The sequence below is a fragment of the Streptomyces sp. NPDC030222 genome (genome assembly GCF_055573115.1).
In genome coordinates, this window is sequence record NZ_JBVICA010000006.1 from 349,864 (window position 1) to 371,934 (window position 22,071).

General features: G+C 71.0%; 18 protein-coding genes, 1 pseudogene and 1 riboswitch. Of the genes and pseudogenes, 5 read left to right on the forward strand and 14 right to left on the reverse strand.

All coding sequences use genetic code 11. From position 1 onward, the window contains the following. Positions 1 to 374 precede the first annotated feature (374 nt). Entirely contained in the window at positions 375 to 713 is a 339-nt protein-coding gene (locus ACZ4Z5_RS12180) for a CU044_2847 family protein (RefSeq protein ID WP_468260532.1), read from the forward strand. Between the two features lie 4 nt (positions 714 to 717). Continuing rightward, positions 718 to 4,908, forward strand: a complete 4,191-nt coding sequence (locus ACZ4Z5_RS12185; RefSeq protein ID WP_468260437.1) for an nSTAND1 domain-containing NTPase — start codon at positions 718 to 720, stop codon at positions 4,906 to 4,908. Positions 4,909 to 4,913: 5 nt separating this feature from the next. Here the strand turns inward: ACZ4Z5_RS12185 and ACZ4Z5_RS12190 are convergent, their stop codons facing one another. The 5 genes from ACZ4Z5_RS12190 to ACZ4Z5_RS12210 form a co-directional block, all read right to left on the reverse strand. Further along, complete coding sequence (locus ACZ4Z5_RS12190) at positions 4,914 to 6,149, reverse strand: hypothetical protein (protein WP_468260440.1); 1,236 nt, start codon at positions 6,147 to 6,149, stop codon at positions 4,914 to 4,916. Positions 6,150 to 6,313: 164 nt separating this feature from the next. Then, positions 6,314 to 7,354 carry a C40 family peptidase gene (locus ACZ4Z5_RS12195; protein ID WP_468260442.1) on the reverse strand — a complete coding sequence of 347 codons (1,041 nt, stop codon included), beginning with the start codon at positions 7,352 to 7,354 and terminating at the stop codon, positions 6,314 to 6,316. A gap of 260 nt (positions 7,355 to 7,614) precedes the next feature. Continuing rightward, a complete protein-coding gene (locus tag ACZ4Z5_RS12200; RefSeq protein WP_468260444.1) occupies positions 7,615 to 8,637 on the reverse strand; it encodes a C40 family peptidase in 1,023 nt (340 codons plus the stop codon). 270 nt (positions 8,638 to 8,907) lie between these two features. Further along, positions 8,908 to 10,266, reverse strand: a complete 1,359-nt coding sequence (locus ACZ4Z5_RS12205) for an NYN domain-containing protein (protein ID WP_468260447.1) — start codon at positions 10,264 to 10,266, stop codon at positions 8,908 to 8,910. 37 nt (positions 10,267 to 10,303) lie between these two features. Then, entirely contained in the window at positions 10,304 to 10,546 is a 243-nt protein-coding gene (locus tag ACZ4Z5_RS12210; RefSeq protein ID WP_468260450.1) for a hypothetical protein, read from the reverse strand. A 122-nt stretch (positions 10,547 to 10,668) separates the two neighbouring features. Between ACZ4Z5_RS12210 and ACZ4Z5_RS12215 the strand changes: the two genes are divergently transcribed. Next, entirely contained in the window at positions 10,669 to 11,391 is a 723-nt protein-coding gene (locus ACZ4Z5_RS12215) for a rhomboid family intramembrane serine protease (protein ID WP_468260453.1), read from the forward strand. Then, a complete protein-coding gene (locus tag ACZ4Z5_RS12220) occupies positions 11,388 to 11,669 on the forward strand; it encodes an Lrp/AsnC family transcriptional regulator (protein WP_468260456.1) in 282 nt (93 codons plus the stop codon). The genes ACZ4Z5_RS12215 and ACZ4Z5_RS12220 overlap by 4 nt, the downstream gene beginning before the upstream one ends. 64 nt (positions 11,670 to 11,733) lie before the next feature. Here ACZ4Z5_RS12220 and ACZ4Z5_RS12225 read toward each other — a convergent pair whose 3' ends face one another. From ACZ4Z5_RS12225 to ctaE, 6 genes are all read right to left on the reverse strand, one after another. Then, the gene (locus ACZ4Z5_RS12225; protein ID WP_468260459.1) at positions 11,734 to 13,095 is read right to left on the reverse strand and encodes an aminotransferase class V-fold PLP-dependent enzyme; all 1,362 of its coding nucleotides are present in this window, start codon (positions 13,093 to 13,095) and stop codon (positions 11,734 to 11,736) included. 189 nt (positions 13,096 to 13,284) lie between these two features. Continuing rightward, positions 13,285 to 13,402: riboswitch (SAM riboswitch) on the reverse strand. Positions 13,403 to 13,800: 398 nt separating this feature from the next. Next, the gene (trpD, locus tag ACZ4Z5_RS12230) at positions 13,801 to 14,868 is read right to left on the reverse strand and encodes an anthranilate phosphoribosyltransferase (protein ID WP_468260461.1); all 1,068 of its coding nucleotides are present in this window, start codon (positions 14,866 to 14,868) and stop codon (positions 13,801 to 13,803) included. A 230-nt stretch (positions 14,869 to 15,098) separates the two neighbouring features. Beyond that, the gene (gene qcrB / locus ACZ4Z5_RS12235) at positions 15,099 to 16,724 is read right to left on the reverse strand and encodes a cytochrome bc1 complex cytochrome b subunit (protein WP_468260464.1); all 1,626 of its coding nucleotides are present in this window, start codon (positions 16,722 to 16,724) and stop codon (positions 15,099 to 15,101) included. Then, on the reverse strand, positions 16,721 to 17,776 hold the full coding sequence (qcrA, locus tag ACZ4Z5_RS12240) for a cytochrome bc1 complex Rieske iron-sulfur subunit (protein WP_468260467.1): 1,056 nt from the start codon (positions 17,774 to 17,776) through the stop codon (positions 16,721 to 16,723). Before qcrA ends, qcrB begins: the two co-directional genes overlap by 4 nt. Continuing rightward, positions 17,773 to 18,582, reverse strand: coding sequence for a cytochrome bc1 complex diheme cytochrome c subunit (gene qcrC, locus ACZ4Z5_RS12245; RefSeq protein ID WP_468260470.1), 810 nt, complete (start codon positions 18,580 to 18,582; stop codon positions 17,773 to 17,775). Before qcrC ends, qcrA begins: the two co-directional genes overlap by 4 nt. Positions 18,583 to 18,645: 63 nt before the next feature. Then, complete coding sequence (gene ctaE / locus ACZ4Z5_RS12250) at positions 18,646 to 19,266, reverse strand: aa3-type cytochrome oxidase subunit III (protein ID WP_468260473.1); 621 nt, start codon at positions 19,264 to 19,266, stop codon at positions 18,646 to 18,648. Positions 19,267 to 19,433: 167 nt separating this feature from the next. Between ctaE and ACZ4Z5_RS12255 the strand changes: the two genes are divergently transcribed. Next, entirely contained in the window at positions 19,434 to 19,847 is a 414-nt protein-coding gene (locus ACZ4Z5_RS12255; RefSeq protein ID WP_468260476.1) for a response regulator transcription factor, read from the forward strand. Between the two features lie 255 nt (positions 19,848 to 20,102). Here the strand turns inward: ACZ4Z5_RS12255 and ACZ4Z5_RS12260 are convergent, their stop codons facing one another. The 3 genes and pseudogenes from ACZ4Z5_RS12260 to ACZ4Z5_RS12270 form a co-directional block, all read right to left on the reverse strand. Next, positions 20,103 to 21,359 (reverse strand): L,D-transpeptidase, encoded by a 1,257-nt coding sequence (locus ACZ4Z5_RS12260; protein WP_468260479.1) that lies wholly within the window; start codon positions 21,357 to 21,359, stop codon positions 20,103 to 20,105. A 125-nt stretch (positions 21,360 to 21,484) separates the two neighbouring features. Next, positions 21,485 to 21,883, reverse strand: a complete 399-nt coding sequence (locus ACZ4Z5_RS12265; protein ID WP_468260481.1) for a cytochrome c oxidase subunit 4 — start codon at positions 21,881 to 21,883, stop codon at positions 21,485 to 21,487. Continuing rightward, positions 21,880 to 22,071 (reverse strand): annotated as a pseudogene (locus tag ACZ4Z5_RS12270) (aa3-type cytochrome oxidase subunit I); the annotation flags it as partial. The gene ACZ4Z5_RS12265 and the pseudogene ACZ4Z5_RS12270, both read right to left, overlap by 4 nt.

Sequence of the window (22,071 nt, forward strand, 5' to 3'; positions counted from 1 at the left end):
AGCGTCCATGCGGGGCATCGGGGACCGACGACAACGCCGCAAGCCGCGGTGCCGGGCGGACCGGGCGGGCCGGGCCCGGCCGTGATCCACCGGATACCCCTGGCACCGGGTCGGGCACGACCGCGGTCCGCGCGGCGGCGGTCGTGCGACCACGGGCCCGCACGGCGCCGGTCCATCCTCGGGTCACCCACGCGGACCGCTGCGGATGCGGCGGGCGGGCGGCCGGACGACGATCGGGACGGACGGCGCCGGACGGGATAGCGCCGCCATGGATCCCGTGTCCGCCGCGGTGTACGTCCTCGGCCGGACCGGCATGACGTCCCGTGCCCCGCGGGCCTGTCGGCGCATCGGGCAGAGGAGGGCTCGTGTCCCGTATGGCTCGGATTCCGCTGGACGACGGGACCTACGTCCTGGTCGAGGCTCCGGCGGCCGGAGAGGGACCGGTGAAGGCCGGACGGCTCGGCGACGCCATCAACGAGCTGCCGCTGAGCCTGCGAGGGGCGCTGCAGCCGGTGGCCGAAGCGGCCCGCGCCGCACTGGACCAGTTGCGCAGGGCGAACCCCGACGCGATCACGGTCGAGTTCGGCGTCGACCTCGCCGTCGAGGCCGGAGCGGTCATCACCAGGACAGCGGCCGACTGCCATCTGAAGGTCACGGTGACGTGGAAGCAGGACGGTTCCGCACCGGCCGGATCGGGCCCGGACTCGGGCTGATCCGATGGACGCCGACGGAACTCCCCCGGACAGTGACCGCGCAGGAGGACTGCTCTCGGCCGTGGCCCAGGTCCTCGGGCCGGCCGGCGAGGCGGCCGGCGCGGGATTCCTGGTCGCCGACGGCGTCCTGGTCACATGCGCGCACGTCGTGCAGGCTGCCGGGGGTGGTCCGGGCGTAACGGTGCGGCTGGTCTTCCCCCATGCGGCAGGTGCTCCCCGGACCGAGGGAACGGTCCTGGAGGAGTCGTGGCGCGCCCCCGAGGACGAGGACGTGGCCGTCGTCCGGCTGAGCAGCACTCCGGAGGGCACGACGGTGCTGCCGCTGGGCTCCGCGGAAGGCTGCCGGGGCCACCAGGTGCGCTCGTTCGGGTTCCCGGCCCAGGCCCCACCGGGCGGGCACTTCGGCTTCGGCGTGGCCGGCGACCTGCTGCCGGCCACCGAGGAGCGGGGCACCCACCTGCAGCTGACCGCCGCCAACGACCTGACCACCGGGTTCAGCGGCGGGCCGGTCCTCGACGAGGCGACCGGGCTGGTCATCGGCATGCTCACCGAGATCACCGCTCCCGACGCACACGAGAGGGGACAGGGCATCGCCTATGTCACCCCGACGCAGGTGCTGCGGAGCATCCTGCCCGAACTGGCCGAGCGGGACGTGTGCCCGTACAGGGGACTGGAGCCGTTCACCGCGGAACACACCCGGTGGTTCGAAGGCCGGAAGGACGCGGTACGGCAAGTGGTGGCCAACCTGGCGCAGCAACGGCGGCTGACGCTGCTGCTCGGGCCCTCCGGCTCGGGGAAGTCCTCCGTCATCCAGGCCGGAGTCCTGCCGGCGCTGGCCGCGGGCGAGCTCCCCGGAAGCGACACCTGGCTGACCGTACTCGCCCGGCCGCGGCAGGACCTGCTGGCCGAACTCGAACGCGCGGGGCTGCCCGGAGCCGCCGGCGACGGGATCGCGGCGGCCGTCACCCGCAGACTCGCGGCAGGACCCGCCCGCCGGCGCCTCCTGCTGATCATCGACCAGTTCGAGGAACTCCTCGCCCAGACCGACGCCGTCCGGCCGCCGGACCGTCGACCGACCCTCACGGACCAGCTCACCACGGCGCTCGACACGTGCTCCCGGCTCGGCGTGGTCCTGATCATGCGCGACGACTTCTACCCCCAGCTGGCCGCCCTGGCGCCGAAACTGCTGGAGGCGGCGATGCCGGGACTCCTCAATGTGCCGGCGAGCCTGAGCGAGGACGACCTGCACGACATCATCATGCTGCCCGCCCAGGACGTGGGGGCCCGCTTCCAGCCCGGGCTGCCGGAGCAGATCGTCGCCGACCTCCTGGCCACCACCCCCGAAGGAGGCAGGACCCGCCAGGCACCCGTCACCGTGCTGCCCCTTCTGGAGCTGACGCTCAGCCAGCTGTGGCAGAGACGCTCCGGCGGCTACCTCACCCACGAGGCGTACCGGCGCATCGGCGGAGTCACCGGCAGTCTCACCAACTGGTGCGACACCGCCCTCGACGAGCTGTCCCCCGAGCAGCGGCCGATCGCGCAGCGGATCCTGACCTCCCTGGTCCGGCCCACCGACCCGGGCCACCGCATCCCGGCCATCCGCGAACAGGTTCCGCTACAGGAACTGCGCGACCTGGCGGCCGGCCCCGCGGAGGGCGGCGACCGGGCCGTCGGCGACGTCCTCGCCACCCTCACCCGCCACCGCATCATCACCACCCACACCCCCCGCGACCCGGAACACCCGGGCGGCCCACCCCGGCAGCCGGTGGCCGAACTGATCCACGAGGCGCTCATCCGCGACTGGGGAACGCTGTACGAGTGGGTCGGCCAGGACCACCGCTTCCAGGAATGGCTCGACCACGCACGCGAACGACGCGCCCGCTGGGCCGAGGGCGGCGACCCCGGCGACCTGCTCGGGGGAACCGCCCTCGCGGAAGGCCTCGAGTGGTCACGGCAGCGTTCCCTGCCGGGTGACATCGCCGCCTTCCTCAAGGCCAGCAAGGACCACCAGCAGAGGACCGTCCGGCACAGCAGACGCCTGAACGCGGTCCTGGCAGCCGTTCTCGTCCTCGTCCTCGTGGCCGCGGCAGGGGCGGTGTGGCAGTGGAAGGGGGCCGAGGCCCAGCGGGACGCGACCCTGTCCCAGCAGCTCGCCTCCCGCTCCGGCTCGCTCCTCGGCACGGACCCCGACCTGGCCTCGTTGCTGGCCGTCCAGTCCTACCGTGTGAGCCCCACGTCGGACGCCGTCGCGAGCCTGCAGAACGCCGCGGCCCTGCCGCTGCGCCGACGGCTGCCCGGCCACACCGGGTGGGTGAACGCGGTGGCGTTCAGCCCCGACGGACGGACCATCGCCACCGGCAGCGCCGACAAGACCGTACGGCTGTCGGATGCGGCCACCGGCACGGTCCGCGGCACACTGACCGGCCACACCGGCTACGTGTACTCGGTGGCCATCAGCCCCGACGGGCGGACCCTCGCCAGCAGCGGTGAGGACAGGACCGTACGCCTGTGGGACATGGCCGGCCGGAAGCCCCTGGCCACCCTCACCGGCCACACCGGTGAGGTGGGCGCGGTGGCGTTCAGCCCCGACGGACGCACCCTCGCCTCCGGCTCCGGCAGGACCGTACGGCTGTGGGACGTGACCACCCGCAAGGCCCTGGCGGCACTCACCGGCCACACTGCGCCGGTGTGGTCGGTGTCGTTCAGCCCCGACGGGCGCACCCTCGCCAGCAGCGGTGAGGACAGGACCGTACGGCTGTGGGACGTGACCGACCGCAAGGGCCTGGCCACGCTCACCGGCCACACCGGTGAGGTGGACGCGGTGGCGTTCAGCCCCGACGGACGGACGCTCGCCACCGGCAGTGACGACAAGACCGTCCGACTGTGGAGCGTGACCACCCGCAAGGCCCTGGCCACGCTCACCGGCCACGGCGAGCGTGTCGCCTCGGTGGCGTTCAGTCCCGACGGACGGACGCTCGCCAGCGGCAGCGATGACGAAACCGTGGACCTGTGGGACGTGACCACCCGCAGGTCCCGGGCCGTACTGCCCGGCCACACCGCATTCGTGCTGTCCGTGGCGTTCAGCCCCGACGGACGCACCCTCGCCTCCGGCAGCGCCGACCGGACCGTACGGCTGTGGGACATGGCCTCCGCCACGGCCCGTGCCACCCTGGCCGGACACTCCGGATACGTGTGGTCGGTGGCGTTCAGCCCCGACGGGCGCACCCTCGCCACCGGCGGCGGCGACAGAACCGTACGGATCTGGGACGCGGCCACCCACAAGGCCCTGTTCGAACGGTCCCGCCAGGACAAGTGGGTGAGCCAGGTGGTCTTCAGCCCGGACGGACGCACGCTCGCCAGTGCAAGCGCCGACACCACGGTGAAGCTGTGGGACGTGGCCGCCGTGGAAGCCCCGGGCACACCGACCGGCCACACCGACGAGGTGGTCGAAGCCCGGGCCACACTGGTCGGCCACACGGACGAGGTGTACGCGGTGGCGTTCAGCCCCGACGGACGGACCATCGCCACCGGCGGCGCCGACAGGACCGTCCGACTGTGGGATGCGGCCACCGGCAAGGCCCGGGACACGCTCACCGGCCACACCGGTGGGGTGTACATGGTGGCCTTCAGCCCCGACGGACGGACCATCGCCACCGGCAGCGCCGACAGGACCGTCCGGCTGTGGGACGTGTCCACTGGCGAGGCCCGGGACACGCTCACCGGCCACACCGACGAGGTGTACGCGGTGGCCTTCAGCCCCGACGGACGCATCCTCGCCACCGGCGGCGCGGACTACACGGTGCGCCTCTGGGACGTGGCCACCGCCGACAGCCGGGCCACGCTGTCCCAGCACACGGGTGAAGTGAACGCGGTCGCGTTCAGCCCTGACGGACACACCCTCGCCAGCGCCGGCAGGGACACCACCGTGCGGCTGTGGGACGTGGCCGCGCGCAAGCCGATCTCGACGTTGAGCGGTCACGACGACACCGTGCTCGCCGTGGCGTTCAGCCCTGACGGGCGCACCCTCGCCAGCTCAGGCACCGACACCACCGTGCGGTTGTGGGACGCCGTCCTCCCCCGGCCCGCCGCGGCCATCGAGAAGATCTGCCGGGCCGTCGCCCGCGATCTGACCCGGGACGAATGGACGGTGTACCTCCCGGGGCGTTCAGCCGACCGGGTGTGCCCGTCGCACTGATGCCCTCACCCGCCGCCGCGGCCCAGGCGCTCGCGGACGAAGTCCCGCCAGGCCGCGGTGAAGACGTCCGGGTCGGTGCCCAGGACCTTGCGCTGGGCCTTCTCGACGGCGCCGGGGCGGCGCCGCGCCGCGCCCACGGCGCGGTAGAAGGCGACGAGCCGGTCCTCGCCCCACCGCTCGGCGATGAGGACGCAGGCCAGCCAGCCGCCCTCGTAGGCGCGGGCCAGGGCGTCGGCGTCGCCCGAGAAGCGGAACTCCGCGTCGGTGGGGAGGGCCGCGGGGAGTTCACCGCGCCGGACGGCCTGCCGCAGTTCGGGGGCGATGCGGCCGGCGGTCCGGCCGCTGCCCCGGTACGCGGCCCAGTCGGCGAAGCCCTCCGACAGCCACATCGGGGTGGCCGCCGAGGTGTGGGCGCGGGTGGCGACATGGGTGGCCTCGTGGGTGAGGACGGTGCTCCGGCCGAAGTCGGAGAGCACACCGTAGGCCTCGGGGTTGACGATGATCCGGTCCGCGGGCGCGGTGTCGCGGCCCCCGGTCTCGCCGGTGGTCACGGCCGCGATCCCGCGGTAGCCCGCCGACGGTGATCCGAGCAGCGCGCCCATCGCGTCGAGCGAGCCGGGCACCAGCACGACGACGTTCCCCGCCCACCTGTCCGGCCAGGCTGCCGTCACGGCCGGGACCGCGCGGTCGGCGTCCGCCGCGATCGCCCGCAGCCGCGCCCGGTCCTGCCCGACGCCCAGGACCAGGCTGCGGCGGCCTCGCACGGAGGTGACGGGTCCCTGCTCCCACAGCGGCTGCGGGGTGCCGGGCGCGGTCCGGTCGGCGGTGACGTACCAGCGTCCTCCGCGCTCCGCCAGCTCCAGCATCCGGGGGACGGCGACGGGCGCGCGGTCGTGTCCGGCGAGCCGGTAGCGGAGCTCGGCCCGCACGGCGGCCCGGTCACGAGCCTGCCGCTCCACCCCGGTGACGTGGTACTCCCAGGAGCGCAGCGGCACCTGCGCTAGGTCCGCGAACCGGGTGCGCTCGGCGTCCCGAAGCGGGCCCGCACCCGGTTCGATCGTCGCCAGACAGCCCCTGAGGTCCCGCGAGAGCACGGCGTCGGCCCGCCGGTCCAGGGTCCGCCGGATGCCGCGCTCCATGTCTCCGTCGCCTGCGCCGCCGCCCCCGCAGCCGGCGAGCACGACCCCGGCGAGCCCGAGCACCACGGCCCGTCGCCCCGGTTCCCGTGCCTGCTCAGCCATCCTGCGAGTGTAAGGCGGCACCCGTTCCGGGCCACCGGCCCCGACCGCCGTCTCCGGGGCAGGCCGGTCCGCCACGGTCGGCGCCGCGCAACGCCCGGCCCGCCCGCAACCTCACGCCGCACCGGCCCCCGGCTCCGCGCGGGGCGCAACGGACAGGACAGAGGTCAGACGCGGGTGACCGCCGAGACCGGCATCATGCGGACCGGGTCGTAGCGGACAGGGGCGCCGGGATAGGGGGCGTGGATGACCTGGCCGTTGCCGACGTACATGGCGACGTGGCTCGCGTCGTCGCGGTAGGTGACCAGGTCGCCGGGGCGGGCGTCGGAGAGTGGGACGTGGCGGCCGGCGCCGCGCTGGGCCTGGGAGGTGCGGGGCAGGCCGACGCCGGCCTGGCGGTACGCCCACTGGGTGAGGCCGGAGCAGTCGAAGGAGTCGGGGCCGCTGGCGCCCCAGACGTACGGCCTGCCGAGGGCCCGCTGGGCGGCGGCCACCGCCGCGGCGGCCCGGGACGAGGAGGCTCCGTACCCGCCCGTCGGGAGCAGCGGCTCGTCGCTGCCCGCGCGGGCAGCCCGGTCGTAGGCCGCTCGCTCGGCGTCGGGGAGGGCGTTGAGCAGCCGGCGGGCCTCGGCGAGTCTGGCCTCGACGCTCCGCTTGTGCCGGGCGACGTCCGCGCGGCTGCGTTCCAGTTCGGCGAGCATCCGCACGGCTTCGGCGCGCTGCTGGTCCAGTCTGCGCCGGGCGTGCCGGAGTTCGTCGAGTTCGCCGGTGTGCCGGTCGGTGATCCGGTCGAGGGCGGAGGCTTTGTCGAGATAGCTGTCCGGGTTCTCGGAGAGCAGCAGCGCGAGGGCCGGGGTGACACCGCCGGCGCGGTACTGGGCGCCGGCGTAGAGGCCGAGACCGGCCCGCATCGTGTTGATGCGGTCCTGTCCGCGGGCCACGGCGTCCTGCGCGTCACGGACCCGGGCGCGCAGCCGGTCGGCGCGCTCGTCGGCCTTGTTGAACCGTTCTGTGGCCTTCTCGGCCTGCTCGAAGAGGCCGTCGAGCCTGGTCCGCGCGGCGGTTCCGGCGTGGACCGGATCGTGCGGTTCGGCGGCCGCCGGGGTGGTCCCGAGGGCCGTAGCGGCGGCGGCCGCCGCCGTGGTCAGAACCGTGGCGCGGGTGCCTTGGGCGAGGCCGCGATGTACGTGTCGGCGATGGGACGCCACAGGAAGCCGCACTCCTTCCGCTGCTGCCGAAGGTCTCCGGCAGCCCTGCCGGGAAACTGCACGCCGGACAGTAGCCGTGCGGCGGGCGGCGTCCAACGACCGTTGGCTCCGAACAGACTGACGCCCCGCAGGAGACCACAGGTCACCGGCGGGGCGTACGGTCGGCGCGGTGTTCCGCAATTCGCCCGATCGGGCGGCACCGACTGGGTGTCGGATGCGGATGGGGGCGCGGGCGTCGGTCGGCGGGGCGGCCGCAGTCGTCAGATGCGGACGCCGAACATGAACGGCATGTTGTCCAGCGACTCGTAGCGGACGTTGGCGCCCGGCTTGGGGGCGTGCAGCGTCTGGTTGTTGCCGGCGTAGAGGCCGACGTGGTGCAGGTCGCCGTAGAAGAAGACCAGGTCGCCGGGCTTGAGCTGGTCGCGGCTGATGCGGGTGCCGTTGTTGGCCTGCGCCTGCGAGGTGCGGCTGATGCTCACACCGGCCTGTGCGTACGCCCAGGAGGTGAGACCGGAGCAGTCGAAGGAGTTGGGGCCGGTGGCGCCCCAGACGTACGGCGAGCCGATCTTGGTCTTGGCGGCGGAGAGCGCGGCCGAGGCGCGCTGGGAGGCCGGGACGCCGTTGCCGAGGTCGGGCCGGGACTCGGTGCGGTCGGCACGTGTCTCGGCGGCGGCGAGGGAGGCGCGCTCCTTGGCGGTCAGGGAGTTGAGGAGGCGCTGTGCCTCGTCGAGCTTGCCCTGGACCTCCTTCTTCTTCGCCGCGAGCGACTTGCGGGTGTCGGCGAGGTTGGCCAGCTTGCCCTGGGCTTCCTTGCGCTGCTGCGCGAGGGTCCGCTGCTTGGACTGGATCTTCCGCAGCGACTCGGTCTGCTTGCCGGTGATCTGATCGAGCGCGGACGCCTTGTCGAGGTAGTCGTCCGGGTCGGCCGAGAGGAAGAGCTGCACGGAGGGGTCGATGCCTCCGGAGCGGTACTGCGCACTCGCCATAGAACCGAGGCTGTCGCGCAGGGTGTTGAGGTCGTCCTGGCCGCGGGCGACCTTGTCCTGGAGCGTACTGATCTCGGTCTCGAGCTTCTCCTGCTGCTCTTTGACCCCGTTGTACTGCTCGGTGGCCTTTTCCGCCTCTTCGTAGAGTTTGTCGACCTTCTCCTTGACCTCGGTCTTGGAAGGCTTCGGCTCCGCCTGGGCGGCCTGGGAGGTCAGCGCGACGGCCGCGGCGGCGGTCGCTGTGAGCACGGTCACACGGGCGCGGCTCGGCTGCTTGGGTCGACGGTGGGACGCCACGAAGGCGAGCTCCTTCTTCCTGAGCCGCCGAACTACGCAGACTCGGCGGTTTCTTCACGGTCACCCCGGCTGAGTGAACGACCGCGTGAAGGTACGAGGCCAGACCCTAGTGACCCTCTCGTGATCAGTTCAAATCCTGATGAGAAAAAACTCGTTCCGGATAGCCATTTTTTACGGTGATCCCACTGGCGGTAATGGCGACTTGACGCACCGCAGATCACACTTGAGGTCAAATACGGGCATTGCGCCCAGGAGTTACCGGACCGGTCGCTAGGCGCGTGAAAGCCGCTTCAGCAGCAGGACGGACGCCACCGGCCGGGCGCCGGCCCTCGCCACTCCGTCGGCGACCTCACGGTCGGCCGAGACCACGACCACCGGCCGGCCGGGCGGTTCGGCCCGCACCAGCTGGCGGATCAGTTCGTCCGCGGTGACCCCCGGCTTGCTGAACAGCACCCGGACGCCCCGCGGCGGGGCGAGCAGTACCGGGGCGGCCAGCTCCGCGCCGTCGAACACACAGGTGATCTCGGCACCCGACTGGGCCGCGAGCATCGCGAGCCCGCCCAGCAGCCGCAACCGCTGCTTCTCCAGCGGCATCGTCGGATAGCCCGTCTTGGTGACGTTGTAGCCGTCCACCACCAGATGCACCTGCGGCAGCGCGAGGAGCTGGTCGAGCAGCGCCGGATCGGTCTCGGAGAGCGCCCTGGCCGCGATGTCCTTCGGGGTCATGCTGCCCGGCGCCACCGCGTCGACGGTATCCGCCGGATGCACCGACGCGGGCGGCAGGGCGAGCTCCCTGCGCAGCCCCTGCGCCGCGTCCAGCACGGTGTCCAGCAGCAGCCGCAAGCGCATGTCCTCGACGGACCGGCCTTCGCGCACCGCCCGGCGGCCCGCCTCCAGCGCCGCCTCGGCCTCACCGAGCCGGGTCCGCAGCCGGCGCGCCTCGCTCTCGGCAGCGGCGACCTGCGCGGCGGCCTCAGCCCTGACCCCGTCGATGTCGGCCTGCGACTTGCGCAGGGCGGCGTCGCCGCGCTTGACGTCGCTGAGCGCGCTGCGCAGCTTCCGCTGGAGCACCTCGGCCTCCTTGCGGGCCGCCTCCAGATCGGTGCGCAACCGTTCCGTCTCGGCCTTGGCGCGCTCCCCGACCTCGGCCAGTTCCTCGCGGAGCCGCTCCAGTTCACGCCGACCGGCCTCGTCGGCACGTTCGGCGTCCGCGCGCTGGGCCTCCTCGCCGGCCGCCTCGACCAGCTTCACCCAGCCCTCCGGACGCAGCACGTACGCGACGGCGGCGACGTCCAGCGGGTCGGCGGCGGCGGGCGGCGTGCCCGCCTCCACGGCACCGGCCAGCTCGGACTGGCCCTCCCGCATCCGCTCACCGATGCGCTGCCGGAAGAGCGCATCGGTCTCCAGCGCCGCGGCCATGGCGTTGCCGGCGAACTTGGCACGCCGGGAAGGGGTGAACCGGACGTACTGCCGCAGCTGGGCGGGCAGCTCGGTGACGGTGAGTCCGCCGAACGCGTCCGCCACCAGCGCGACGACCCGGCGCCTCACTCCCTCCGGGAGAGGGCGGTCGAGAGCCTCGGCGGCGTCGTCGGCCGAACCGGCCGGTTCAGCGCCGCTTGACTGCTCCACAATCCGTCACCCCACTTGCTCCGGCCGCCGCTCCCCGTCAGGAGTCGGCATCTGGCCTCTTCACTAGTTCGATCCGGTCCACCGCGTCGCACCAACGGCAGCGCACCGACTCGATGGTCTCACTGAGCACCTCGCGTTCCTCGACGGCCGGCTCCCCGGCCAGGTCGAGATGGACGTACTCGACGACCTTCGACGTGCGGGTCACATCGAACCGGGTGAGGTTGCCGCAGAGCGTGCAGCGCCACCGGGTCTCGGCCGTGGGCCGGGGAACGGTCGTCATGGGTGCGTCCTCTTCCTCGTCGTGCTCCGTCGTTCTCCGCCGTCACCCTATGGCCTGGCGGGCAGACGATGTCACGGCGAGGCGGTCTGTCCGGTTCGGACCGTTTGGGTCATCCTCTGAGCATGATCGGTTGGCGGGGAGTGAGTGCGCTGCTGCGCGGCGGGCCGTTGATCACCTACGGCGTGATCGGAATCTGCTGTCTGGTCTTCGTCCTGGGTCCGGTATCAGGACTGAATCCGGTCTACGGACGGGGCGACGCGCTGCTGTCCGCGCAGAGCGAGCACTTCGCCCGGTGGGGCGTGATCCCGGCCGACCTGGTGCAGGGCTCCGCGCGGGCCGTGCTCACCCCGCTGACCGCCCTGTTCGTGCACGGGAGCTGGCTGCATCTGCTCGGCAACCTGTTGTTCCTCTATGTATTCGGGGCGATGGCCGAGGAACGGATGGGCCGGGCGCAGTTCTCGCTGTGCTATCTCTGCTCCGGCTATCTGGCGCTCGTCGGGTACGCCTTCGTGTACGCCGAGTCGGACCGGACCCTCGTGGGGGCCTCCGGGGCGATCTCCGGAGTGCTCGGCGCGTTCCTCTATCTCTTTCCCCGGGCCCGCGTCACCAGTCTCTATCCGTTCCTGTTCTTCCTGCCGCTGCGCTTCCCCGCGTGGATGGTTCTGGTGTTCTGGCTCGTCCTGCAGTGGCTGGCGGCCCGGCAGGCGAGCGGCGGACCCGGCGTGGCCTATCTGGCGCACCTGGTGGGATTCTGCGCGGGCTTTCTCTACGCCTGGGGCCGCTTCCGCGGTAGGGCTAGAGTGAAGCCCCAAGCCACGGGCACAGAGGGAGAAAGCCAGCCGTGATCACCGCGATCGTGCTCATCAAGACCAGCGTGGACCGGATTCCCGAGATCGCCGAGACGATCGCGGCCCTGGACAACGTCAGCGAGGTCTACTCCGTCACCGGCACCTACGACCTCATCGCCATGGTGCGGGTGGCCAAGCACGACGACCTGGCCGACATCATCCCCGGCAAGATCAGCAAGATCCCCGGCGTGGAGGTCACCGACACGCACGTGGCGTTCCGTACGTACTCCCAGCACGACCTGGAGGCGGCGTTCGCCATCGGCCTGGAGGGCTGAGCGAGGCCCGTAGCGCCGAGGGCCCGGGACCGCCGGGCATCGCAGCACCGGGCCTCGGACCTCGTCAGACCGCCGGGACGCAGCGGCCGTCCTCGGTGCGGTAGTTCCACTTGGCGCCGTCGCGGACCAGCTCCGCGACGGCGGCCACGAAGCGCTCCACGTGCTCGTCCGGCGTTCCGGCGCCGAAGCTGACCCGGACCGCACTCAGCGGCCTCTCGTCCGGCCCGGACTCCGGCGCACCGCACTCGCCCGGCTCCTGCGGGTCGCCGCCGAGTAGTGAACGGACCAGCGGATGCGCGCAGAACAATCCGTCGCGCACACCGATGCCGTACTCGGCGGACAGTGCGGCGGCGAAGTGCGAGCTGTTCCAGCCGTCCACCACGAACGAGATCACCCCGACCCGCGGGGCATCGTCACCGAACAGGGACAGCACCCTGACCTGCGGCACCTCGGCCAGGCCCGCGCGGACCCTCGCGAGCAGGTGCTGTTCCCGGGCTACGAGGGACTCCCAGCCGGCCTCGGTCAGGGCCCGGCAGGCGGAGGCGATGGCGTGCACCCCGATGACGTTCGGGGAGCCGGCCTCATGACGGGCCGCGGTGGTGTGCCAGGCGACCTCCATGTCACCACCGGCGCCGCGGGCCACCGTGCGCGAGGCGCCGCCGCCCGCGAGGTACGGCTCGGCCTCCTGGAGCCAGTCGGCACGGCCGGCGAGCACCCCGGAGCCGAACGGCGCGTACAGCTTGTGGCCGGAGAACGCGACCCAGTCCACGTCGAGCTCGCGCACCGAGACGGGGTGGTGGGGGGCGAGCTGGGCGGCGTCCAGCACGACGCGGACGCCGTGCGCGTGCGCGACCGCGGTCAGCTCCCGCACCGGCCACAGCTCCCCGGTGACGTTGGAGGCTCCGGTGACGCACACCAGCGCGGGGCCGCGCGACGCACGGTCGGCGAGGGCCTGCTCCAGCGTCTCCACGGCCTGCCGGGGACTGCGCGGCGCGTCGAGGACGGTGAGCCGGTCCCGGCGCCAGGGCAGCAGCGACGCGTGGTGCTCGGTCTCGAAGACGAAGACCCGGCAGTCCCGCGGCAGCGCGGCGGCGAGCAGGTTCAGCGAGTCGGTGGTGGAGCGGGTGAAGACGACCTGGTCCGCGGGGCGGCAGTCGAGGAACTCGGCGACGGCCGTGCGGCCGTTCTCGAAGAGGTCGGTGGACAGCTGCGAGAGGTATCCGGCGCCGCGGTGGACGCTGCCGTAGTACGGGGCGTAGGCGGCGACGTCGTCCCACACCCGCTGGAGGGCGGGGGCGCTGGCGGCGTAGTCGAGCGCGGCGTAGCCGACCTCGCCCCCGGTGACGAGCGGGACCCGGACGTCCCTCCCCAGGACCGGCAGGGGCGGACAGACGGTCGGAGCGGCGGCGGCACTGGTGACAGACATGGTGAACTCCCGTACGAGGCAGGCGAGTACACCGCGGCGACGGGCGTCCGGAGGCACGACGGCACGGAAGGGCCCGGAGAACGGCGCGGTGGAAAAGGAAAGGGGTACGCGGAGAGGGGCGTGACGCCCTATTGCATTCGCTTGCTCACGAGGCTGCTCCCTCGGGACCAGGACCCCAGGGGCACAAGGGGTCCGCGCTTGCCGCGGGCCTTGCTGCCGACGGCCTGGTCTTCACCCGGGGCACCCCGCCACGGACGGAGGGTTGCCGGACAGCGGGCCGGGGCCGAAGTCGCTGTCACTCATGACCTGGTGAGCATCTTGACACACATCGCACCCGGGTGAGCACGGGAGGTCCACATCCCGAGACGGCCGTGCCCGCAGGAGGACCTCCGGCGGGCACGGTGCGGCACGCGGGGCGGGATACGGGGCGGGATACGGCCGGCGCGGAATCCAGCCAGGACGGGAATCCGCCGGACGGGACGCGGTCGCCAGTGAATCCAACGGGGACCGGAGTCAGCGGAACGGGTTCTGTCTGACCGGATTCCAACGGAACGGGATCGACCCCGACCGGATCCCGGCAGAAACGGAATCCACCCCGACCGGATCCCAGCAGGAACGGAATCCGGCCGGAACGGAATCCAGGAACGTAGTTCGGAGAACGTGGTTCGGAAAGGGAATCCGGCCGGTACTGGGTCCCTACGGGATTCAGGCGTTGGTCGCCGCCACCCAGCGCTCCAGCGTCGCCTTGGCCGCGCCCGAGTCGATGGAGTGCGCCGCCCTGGCCATGCCCGCGGCGATCTGCTCGGTCATCGGGGCGTCGGCGGGTTCCAGCGCCATCAGTGCCGCGGCCGAGTTGAGCAGCACCGCGTCCCTGACCGGACCCTGCTCACCGTCCAGCAGCCGACGGGCCACGTCGGCGTTGTAGGAGGCGTCCGCACCCCTGAGCGCCTCGATCGGCACCAGGCCGAGGCCGACGTCGCGCGGGTCGAAGGAGGTCTTCCGTACCCCGCCGTCCCGGACGATCCACACCGTGGAGGTACCGGTCAGGGTGAGCTCGTCGAGTCCGTCGTCACCGCGGAAGACCAGTGCGGAGGAGCCCCGTTCGGCGAGCACCCCGGCGAGGATCGGAGCCATCCGGGCGTCCGCGACACCGGTGGCCTGGGCGCGCACCCTGGCCGGATTGGTCAGCGGGCCGAGGAAGTTGAAGGTGGTGGCGATCCCCAGCTCCCTGCGTGCCGCGGCCACGTGCCGCAGCGCGGGGTGGAAGTTGGCCGCGAAGCAGAAGGTGATCCCTGCCTCGGCGGCCACCTCCTCGACGCGCCGGGGGCTGATGCCCAGGTTGACGCCCAGCTTCTCCAGCACGTCCGAGGAACCGGAGGCGCTGGAGGAGGCACGGTTGCCGTGCTTGACGACCTTCGCGCCGGTGCCGGCGACCACTATCGCCGACATGGTGGAGACGTTGACCGTCTTGGCCCGGTCGCCGCCGGTGCCGACGATGTCGACGGTGGGGCCGGGGACCTCGATCAGTCTGGCGTGCGCGTACATGGTGCGGACGAGGCCGGAGATCTCCTCGACCGTCTCGCCCTTGGCACGCAGCGCCACCGCGAAGCCCGCGATCTGCGCGTCGCTGGCCTCTCCGCGCATGATGCGGTCCATCGCCCAGGCCGTGGTGTCCGCGTTCAGGTCCCTTCCGGCCAGCAGCGCGGTCAGCACGTCGGGCCAGTTCTGCGCTGCGCCTCCGGCGGGAGAACCGGCGTTGGGAACGGTGCTCATGTGCTCCACGCTCCTGGGTCTTCAGCGGATCGGTCGCGGGCAGCACAGCGGTGCCGACGCCCGGCGTCGGCCCACCTCATGCCCGGGTCCAGCCTATCGACGTCGTCCGGGCCCCGGGGGCTCGCCCGCATTGTGGGCCGAGGTGACCACGGACGGGGCGGACACGGGAGAGGGCCCCGCAGGAACGTGTCCTGCGGGGCCCTCTCCGTGGTACCGGGCGATGACGGCCGTCAGTGGTGGCCGTGACCGCTGGTGATCTCGCGGTGCTCCTCGGCGGTCGGCTTGGGGATCTGGCTGCCCTCACCGAAATAGCCCTTGCTCAGCTTGGCGCGCAGCTTCTCCTTGCGCGTCGGCTTCCGCTCCACACCGTTCTCGTCGACCGTCGGGCCGAGCTCCAGCGGCTGGTACTGCTCGTGCGCGGTGAGCGTGTGCAGCCGGCCCTGCGGAAGCGGCTCGTGGACCTCGATGAACTCACCGTGCGGCAGGCGCTTGATGATGCCGGTCTCGCGACCGTGCAGCACCGAGTCCTTGTCCCGGCGCTGGAGGCCGAGGCAGATCCGCTTGGTGACGATGAACGCGATGACCGGGCCGACGAAGAAGAAGATCCGGACGAACCAGGTGATGGCGTTGATCGACATGTGGAAGTGGGTGGCGAAGATGTCGTTGCCACCACCGATCAGCATGATCGTGTAGGCGGTGATCCACGCGACGCCGAACGCCGTGCGGGTCGGCGCGTTGCGCGGCCGGTCCGCGATGTGGTGCTCGCGCTTGTCTCCGGTGATCCAGGCCTCGATGAACGGGTAGGCCGCGATCACGCCGAGCATCAGCGGGAAGATCACCAGCGGGATGAACACGCCCAGGACGAGCGTGTGGCCCGCGACGTTGATCTCCCAGCCCGGCATCACTCGGATCAGACCCTCGGCGAAGCCCATGTACCAGTCGGGCTGGGCGCCGGTGGACACCTGGTCCGCGCGGTACGGGCCGAGCGCCCAGATCGGGTTGATCGTGGCGATCGCCGACAGGAAGGCGATGAAGCCGAAGACCAGGAAGAAGAAGCCTCCCGCCTTCGCCATGTACACGGGTAGCAGCGGCATGCCGACGACGTTCTTGTTGGTCCGGCCGGGACCCGCGAACTGCGTGTGCTTGTGGTAGAAGACCAGGATCAGGTGAGCCACCATCAGACCGAGCATGATGCCCGGCAGCAGCAGGATGTGGATCGAGTAGAACCGGGCCACGAAGTCCCCGCCCGGGAACTCCCCGCCGAAGAGGAAGAACGAGATGTACGTGCCGACGACCGGCACGGACAGGATCGCGCCCTCCATGAAGCGGACACCGGTGCCGGAGAGCAGGTCGTCCGGGAGCGAGTAACCGGTGAAACCGGTGAACATGCCCAGGACGAACAGCAGGAAGCCGAACACCCAGTTGACCTCGCGCGGCTTCCGGAACGCACCGGTGAAGAAGACGCGCATCATGTGCACGAACATCGCCGCGAGGAAGATCAGCGCCGCCCAGTGGTGGATCTGCCGGATGAGCAGACCGCCGCGGACGTCGAAGCTGATGTCCAGGGTCGAGGCGAACGCCTCGGACATCAGGATGCCCTGCATCGGCACGTACGAGCCGTGGTACTCCACCTCGTTCATGCTCGGGTGGAAGAACAGGGTCAGGTACACGCCCGTCAGGATGATGATGAGGAACGTGTACATGCAGATCTCGCCCAGCATGAAGGACCAGTGGTCCGGGAAGATCTTGCGCATGTTGGCCTTGGCCAGGCTGTAGATGCCGAGCCGGCCGTCCGCCCAGTCGGCGACCCGCTCACCGCGGGACGCCTTGTGCTTGTCAGTCGTCACGGTGCTCATCCGCGCTCCCAGAAGGCAGGACCGACGGGCTCTTCGAAGTCGCCGAGCGCCTCGAGGTAACCCTCTTCATTCACACCGATCCGCAGCTGCGGAAGGGCGTGACCGGCCGGGCCGAAGATGACACGGGCGCCGTCGGAGAGGTCGAAGGTGGACTGGTGGCACGGGCAGAGCACGTGGTGGGTCTGCTGCTCGTAGAGGCTGATCGGGCAGCCCACGTGGGTGCAGATCTTCGAGTAGGCCACGATGCCCTCGTGCGACCACTCGAGTTCCTGCTTGTCCTTGATGTCCCCCGGCTGCAGACGGACGATCATCAGGGCGGCCTTGGCGATCTGCGTCTGGAAGTCGTGCTGGTGCTCCTCCAGCCCCTCGGGGATGGCGAAGGTCAGCGAACCGACGGCGACGTCCTCGGGACGCAGCGGCTCGTGGGTGTTCTGGTTGACGAGCAGCTTGCCCTTGGCCCACATGGTGTGGCGGAGCTTGGTCTCGGGCAGCGGGCCGAGGTCGCGCAGCAGCATCAGGCCGGAGAGCGGCACCATGGCCATCGCGCCGAACATGGTGTTGCGGATCAGCTTGCGCCGGCCGAAGCCGGACTCCTCGGCACCGGCCGCGAAGTCCGCCATGACCTTGGCCCTGACCTCGGGGCTCGCCTCGATCGGGTGACGCTCGTCCGCGACCTCCACGTCGGACATCAGCGTGCGGGCCCAGTGGACCGCGCCGGCGCCGATGCAGAACAGGGCGACGCCCAGCGTGGTTCCCAGCGCGAAGTTCAGGGCGCTCACATTGCCGAGCGGCCAGATGAACACGATCTTGTCGACCGGGAAGATCACGTAGGAGGCGATGAAGCCGATCGTGGCCAGCATCGACACCGTGAAGAGCAGCGCGACCGTGCGCTCGGAGCGCTTGGCGGCCCGCTCGTCGATGTCCTGGATGCGCGGCTTGTGAGGCGGCAGCCCCGGATCGGCGAACGGGTCTTCGGTCACCGTTGCCACCGCGGTGTGCACGGTTCCCTGCTCGCTCGGCAGGTTCTCTTCTGGAATGTCTTGGCTACTCATGACTTCTTGGCCTTAGCGGTGTGGGCCGCGACCCAGACGGCGACTGCGATGAGGCCTCCGAGACCGAAGATCCAGCCGAACAGACCCTCGCTGACCGGGCCGAGACCGCCGAGCTTCAGGCCGCCGGGGGACGGCGTCTCGTCGCTGTTCACAGCCTTGATGTACGCGATGATGTCCTTCTTCTCCTTCTCCGGCAGGGTCGTGTCGGGGAAGGACGGCATGTTCTGCGGGCCGGTCTGCATGGCCTCGTAGACGTGCTTCGGGCTCACACCGTCGAGGTTCGGCGCGTATTTGCCCTCGGTCAGGGCACCGCCCTCACCGGTGAAGTTGTGGCACTGGGCACAGTTGGTACGGAACAGGTCGCCGCCCTTGGCGATGTCCGCACCCTCGGGGCTGTACTGCTTCTCGGTGGGCGTGATCGGGCCGGCGCCGAGGGAGGCGACGTACGCGGCGAGCAGGTCGATCTCGGGCTGCGTGTAGATGACCTTCTTGCGCGGCACCTGGGCGCCCGGCTGCTGCGCCGGCATGCGGCCGGTGCCGACCTGGAAGTCCACTGCGGCGGAGCCGACGCCGACCAGGGGCGGGCCGTCGGAGGTGCCCTGACCGCCGGTCCCGTGGCAGCTGGCGCAGCCGACGGTGTAGAGCTTCTTGCCCTCCTCGATGGCGAGGGACTGGGCGGTTTCGTCTGCCTGCGCCTTGTCCGCGGGCGCGAACGCGGCGTACAGCCCCCCAGTGGCCGCCAGCGCGAGGAGTAGGACGACGAGCGCCGCCAGCGGATGGCGTCGTCGTGCGGAGAGCTTTTTCACGGATTACCCCGGTGTCAGGATCTTCTGCGTCGATGCTTCTGGAATGGATCGGGCGGTGCCCGATTACTTGATCATGTAGATCGTGGCGAAGAGGCCGATCCAGACGACATCGACGAAGTGCCAGTAGTAGGACACGACGATGGCGGCGGTTGCCTGCTCGTGAGTGAACCTCCGGGCCGCGTACGTCCTGCCGAGGACCAGCAGGAAGGCGATGAGACCGCCCGTCACGTGCAGACCGTGGAAGCCGGTGGTCAGGTAGAAGACCGAGCCGTAGGGGCCGGACGAGAGCGAGAGGCCCTCGTGCTTGACCAGCTCGGTGTACTCGTACACCTGGCCGCCGATGAAGATCGCACCCATGATGAAGGTGATCACGAACCAGAAGCGGAGCTTCTTCACGTCACCGCGCTCCGCGGCGAAGACGCCGAGCTGGCAGGTGAGGGAGGAGAGCACCAGGATCGTGGTGTTGGTCGCCGAGAAGGGGAAGTTCAGGAACGAGGCCTGTTCCGTCCAGTACTCGGGGCCGGTCACCGATCGCAAGGTGAAGTACATCGCGAAGAGGGCCGCGAAGAACATCAGCTCGGAACTCAGCCAGATGATGGTTCCGACGCTGGTGAGGTTCGGCCGATTGACCGACGGGTGCGCGTGCCCGGTATCTACTGTCGTTGCTGTCGCCACGACCGACATTATGTCGGGCGCTTATCCCGCCCTCACTCCGGGGGGTGCCGTTCGGTGTGTCAGTACCGTGTGTCCAGCCCGAACGGCCCAGCGGAGACCTGCGCTTACCGGTGTTGACACGCTGTCGGACGGAGTAGCATCCCGCGCATCGTCACCCGATGAAGTGCGGAGGAACCATGCAGCCGACCGCCACGGTCCTGGTCTACAGCGACGACGCCAACACGCGCGAGCAGGTGCGACTGGCAGGGGGACGGAGGCCCGCCGCGGATCTCCCGCCGGTGGAGTACCTGGAGTGCGCGACGCTGCCCGCCGTACTGAAGGCCCTGGAGGAGGGCGGCGTGGACGCGTGTGTGCTGGACGGCGAGGCGGTCCCGGCGGGCGGTATGGGGGTCTGCCGGCAGATCAAGGACGAGATCTTCCGCTGCCCGCCGGTGCTGGTGCTGATCGCCCGCCCGCAGGACGCCTGGCTGGCCACCTGGAGCCGCGCGGACGCCGCGGTGACGCTGCCGGTGGAGCCGGTGGAGTTCGCCGAGACGCTGGCCGCGCTGCTGCGCAGCCGGCTGAACAACGGCACGCCCACCCCCGCCTAGCGGGTGCTCGGTGGCTCGGGGCCGGACAGCCCGGGTCGTCCGGTGCCGTGGACGGCAAGGCCGGGGATGAAGGTCCTCCCGCCGAAGGCAGGGGGCGAGTCCATGCGGAGCACCGGCGACCGACGACAACGCCGCACGCCGCGGTGCCGGGCGGGCCGGGCCCGGCCGTGATCCACCGGACACCCCCTGGGCCCGCTCCCCGGTGCTCCCCGTCCATGCCGCCCTTCCGGACGCCATGGACGGGGAGTCCGCCGGTCAGACCAGGGGCCGCAGGCGCGCCTGCTCGACCGGGGCGACCTTGCCCCCGGCGGCGCCCGAGGTCAGGGCGCTGCCCTGCTGCCACTTCTCCCAGGACAGGTTCCAGTCGCCGAAGCCGTTGCCGAAGGGCGCCATGTCGGCACCGAGACTGCCGACGACCTTGACTATGTCGCCCTGCCGGAACGTGTTGTAGAACCAGGCGGCGTTGGACGTGCTCATACCGGTGCAGCCATGGCTCACGTTCGCGTATCCGTGGGAGCCGGCCGACCAGGGCGCCGCGTGGACGTACTCACCGCTCCAGGTGACCCGGGTGGCGTAGTACACGTCCATGTCGTAGGACTCCGAGGACCCCGCGGGTATGCCGATGCTGGTGCCCCGCATACGGACGTTGTACTCCTTGCCGAGCACCACTTTGATGCCGTTCCTGGTGGAGAAGCCGGGTTTGCCGGTGGTCACCGGAATGGTGTTGATCACTTCGCCGTTGCGCTTGACGGTCATGTGGTGGGCGGAGGCGTCGGTGATGGCCTCCAGCCGGTCGCCGATGCTCAGCTCAAGGGGGTCGGAGGTGCCTCCGTAGAGGCCCTCGCGCACCTTGATGCCCTCCAGGTTGCTCCGCACCCGGACGGTCGCGTCGGCCGGCCAGTACTCCCGCGGCCGGAAGTGCAGCGTCTTGCTGTCCACCCAGTACCAGGAACCCTCGACGGCCGGTTCGGACTCCACCTTCAGGGCACTCTCGACGACGGCCCGGGAGGCCCGGTCCTTGAGCCGGGTGCTGAGAGTGACCGTGATGGGCTGTCCGACCCCGTATGTGCCCTTCTGCGGGCCGAAGGTGAGCCCGAGGACCCTCCTGACCGACGAGGTCTCGAACGTCAGCGTACGCAGGCCCGGGGCGCCGTCCTCGTCCTCGGTGCCGACGCGGACGGTGTAGTGGGCACCGGCGGCGAGGGGGACGGTGTTGTGCCATCGCCTGCCGTCCGCGGTGAGTTCACCCGCTATGACGCGGCCCGCGGCGTCGGTCACCGTCACGTCGGTGATCCGGCCGTCGTCACTCTTGGCGGTGATTTCCAGGGGCTTGTCCGGGTCGACCTTGCGGTTGCCCCTGGGCCCGTTGAAGGCGACCTGGTCGACCGCGTCGTAGGGCTTCGCGGAGAGCGGGTGGTCCGAGGACCCGGTGCACGCGGCGGCGCCGGCACCGAGCGAAACGGCCACCAGAATGCAGCTCAGAACGATGCGTATGGATGGCGGGTTGCTCATGAGCACACGCTATGGAGCGAAGTCAACGGCGGCGCGCCGGAAGACTGCAAACGAGGGGCCCGGACGCCCCGTAAGGGTGGCGTCCGGGCCCGTGTTCGTTCTGTCCCGCGTGAGCGGTTCAGTCGTTACTGGTTCTGGTTCTCACCGCGGTAGTACTCGAAGACCCAGCCGAAGATCCCGATGAGGATGATCGGCAGGGAGAAGTACAGCAGCCACCAGCCGAGCGCCACCGCGAGGAACGACAGGGCGCCACCGAAGGCCAGCGAGAGCGGCTGCCAGCTGTGCGGGGAGAAGAAGCCCAGCTCGCCGGCGTCGTCGGAGACGTCGCCCTCCTTGTTGTCCTGGGCGCCCACGTCGACACGCCGGGCCGTGAAGGCCAGGTAGTAGCCGATCATGATGCACAGGCCGAAACCGAGGACCAGCGCGGTGGTGCCGGCCGGCTCCTCCGACCACACGCCATAGACGATCGCCATGACGAGGACGAAGACGCTGAGCCAGATGAACATCTTGCCCTGGATCTTCACTTGCCGGCCTCCTTGCCGCCCGAGACCGCCGTGACGTGCGCCGGGGGCACGTTCTCGAGCTGGTCGAGAGCCGCGATCTCCGGGTGGTGCAGATCGAACGCCGGGGATTCGGAACGGATCCGCGGCAGGGTGAGGAAGTTGTGCCGCGGCGGCGGGCAGGACGTCGCCCATTCGAGCGAACGGCCGTA

Excerpts from the sequence above, each read along its gene's own strand:
- ACZ4Z5_RS12180 (WP_468260532.1), top strand. The coding sequence starts at position 375 with ATGGCTCGGATTCCGCTGGACGACGGGACCTACGTCCTGGTCGAGGCT.
- ACZ4Z5_RS12185 (WP_468260437.1), top strand. The coding sequence starts at position 718 with ATGGACGCCGACGGAACTCCCCCGGACAGTGACCGCGCAGGAGGACTG.
- ACZ4Z5_RS12190 (WP_468260440.1), bottom strand. The coding sequence starts at position 6,149 with ATGGCTGAGCAGGCACGGGAACCGGGGCGACGGGCCGTGGTGCTCGGG.
- ACZ4Z5_RS12210 (WP_468260450.1), bottom strand. The coding sequence starts at position 10,546 with ATGACGACCGTTCCCCGGCCCACGGCCGAGACCCGGTGGCGCTGCACG.
- ACZ4Z5_RS12215 (WP_468260453.1), top strand. The coding sequence starts at position 10,669 with ATGATCGGTTGGCGGGGAGTGAGTGCGCTGCTGCGCGGCGGGCCGTTG.
- ACZ4Z5_RS12225 (WP_468260459.1), bottom strand. The coding sequence starts at position 13,095 with ATGTCTGTCACCAGTGCCGCCGCCGCTCCGACCGTCTGTCCGCCCCTG.
- trpD (WP_468260461.1), bottom strand. The coding sequence starts at position 14,868 with ATGAGCACCGTTCCCAACGCCGGTTCTCCCGCCGGAGGCGCAGCGCAG.
- qcrB (WP_468260464.1), bottom strand. The coding sequence starts at position 16,724 with ATGAGCACCGTGACGACTGACAAGCACAAGGCGTCCCGCGGTGAGCGG.
- qcrA (WP_468260467.1), bottom strand. The coding sequence starts at position 17,776 with ATGAGTAGCCAAGACATTCCAGAAGAGAACCTGCCGAGCGAGCAGGGA.
- ctaE (WP_468260473.1), bottom strand. The coding sequence starts at position 19,266 with ATGTCGGTCGTGGCGACAGCAACGACAGTAGATACCGGGCACGCGCAC.
- ACZ4Z5_RS12255 (WP_468260476.1), top strand. The coding sequence starts at position 19,434 with ATGCAGCCGACCGCCACGGTCCTGGTCTACAGCGACGACGCCAACACG.
- ACZ4Z5_RS12260 (WP_468260479.1), bottom strand. The coding sequence starts at position 21,359 with ATGAGCAACCCGCCATCCATACGCATCGTTCTGAGCTGCATTCTGGTG.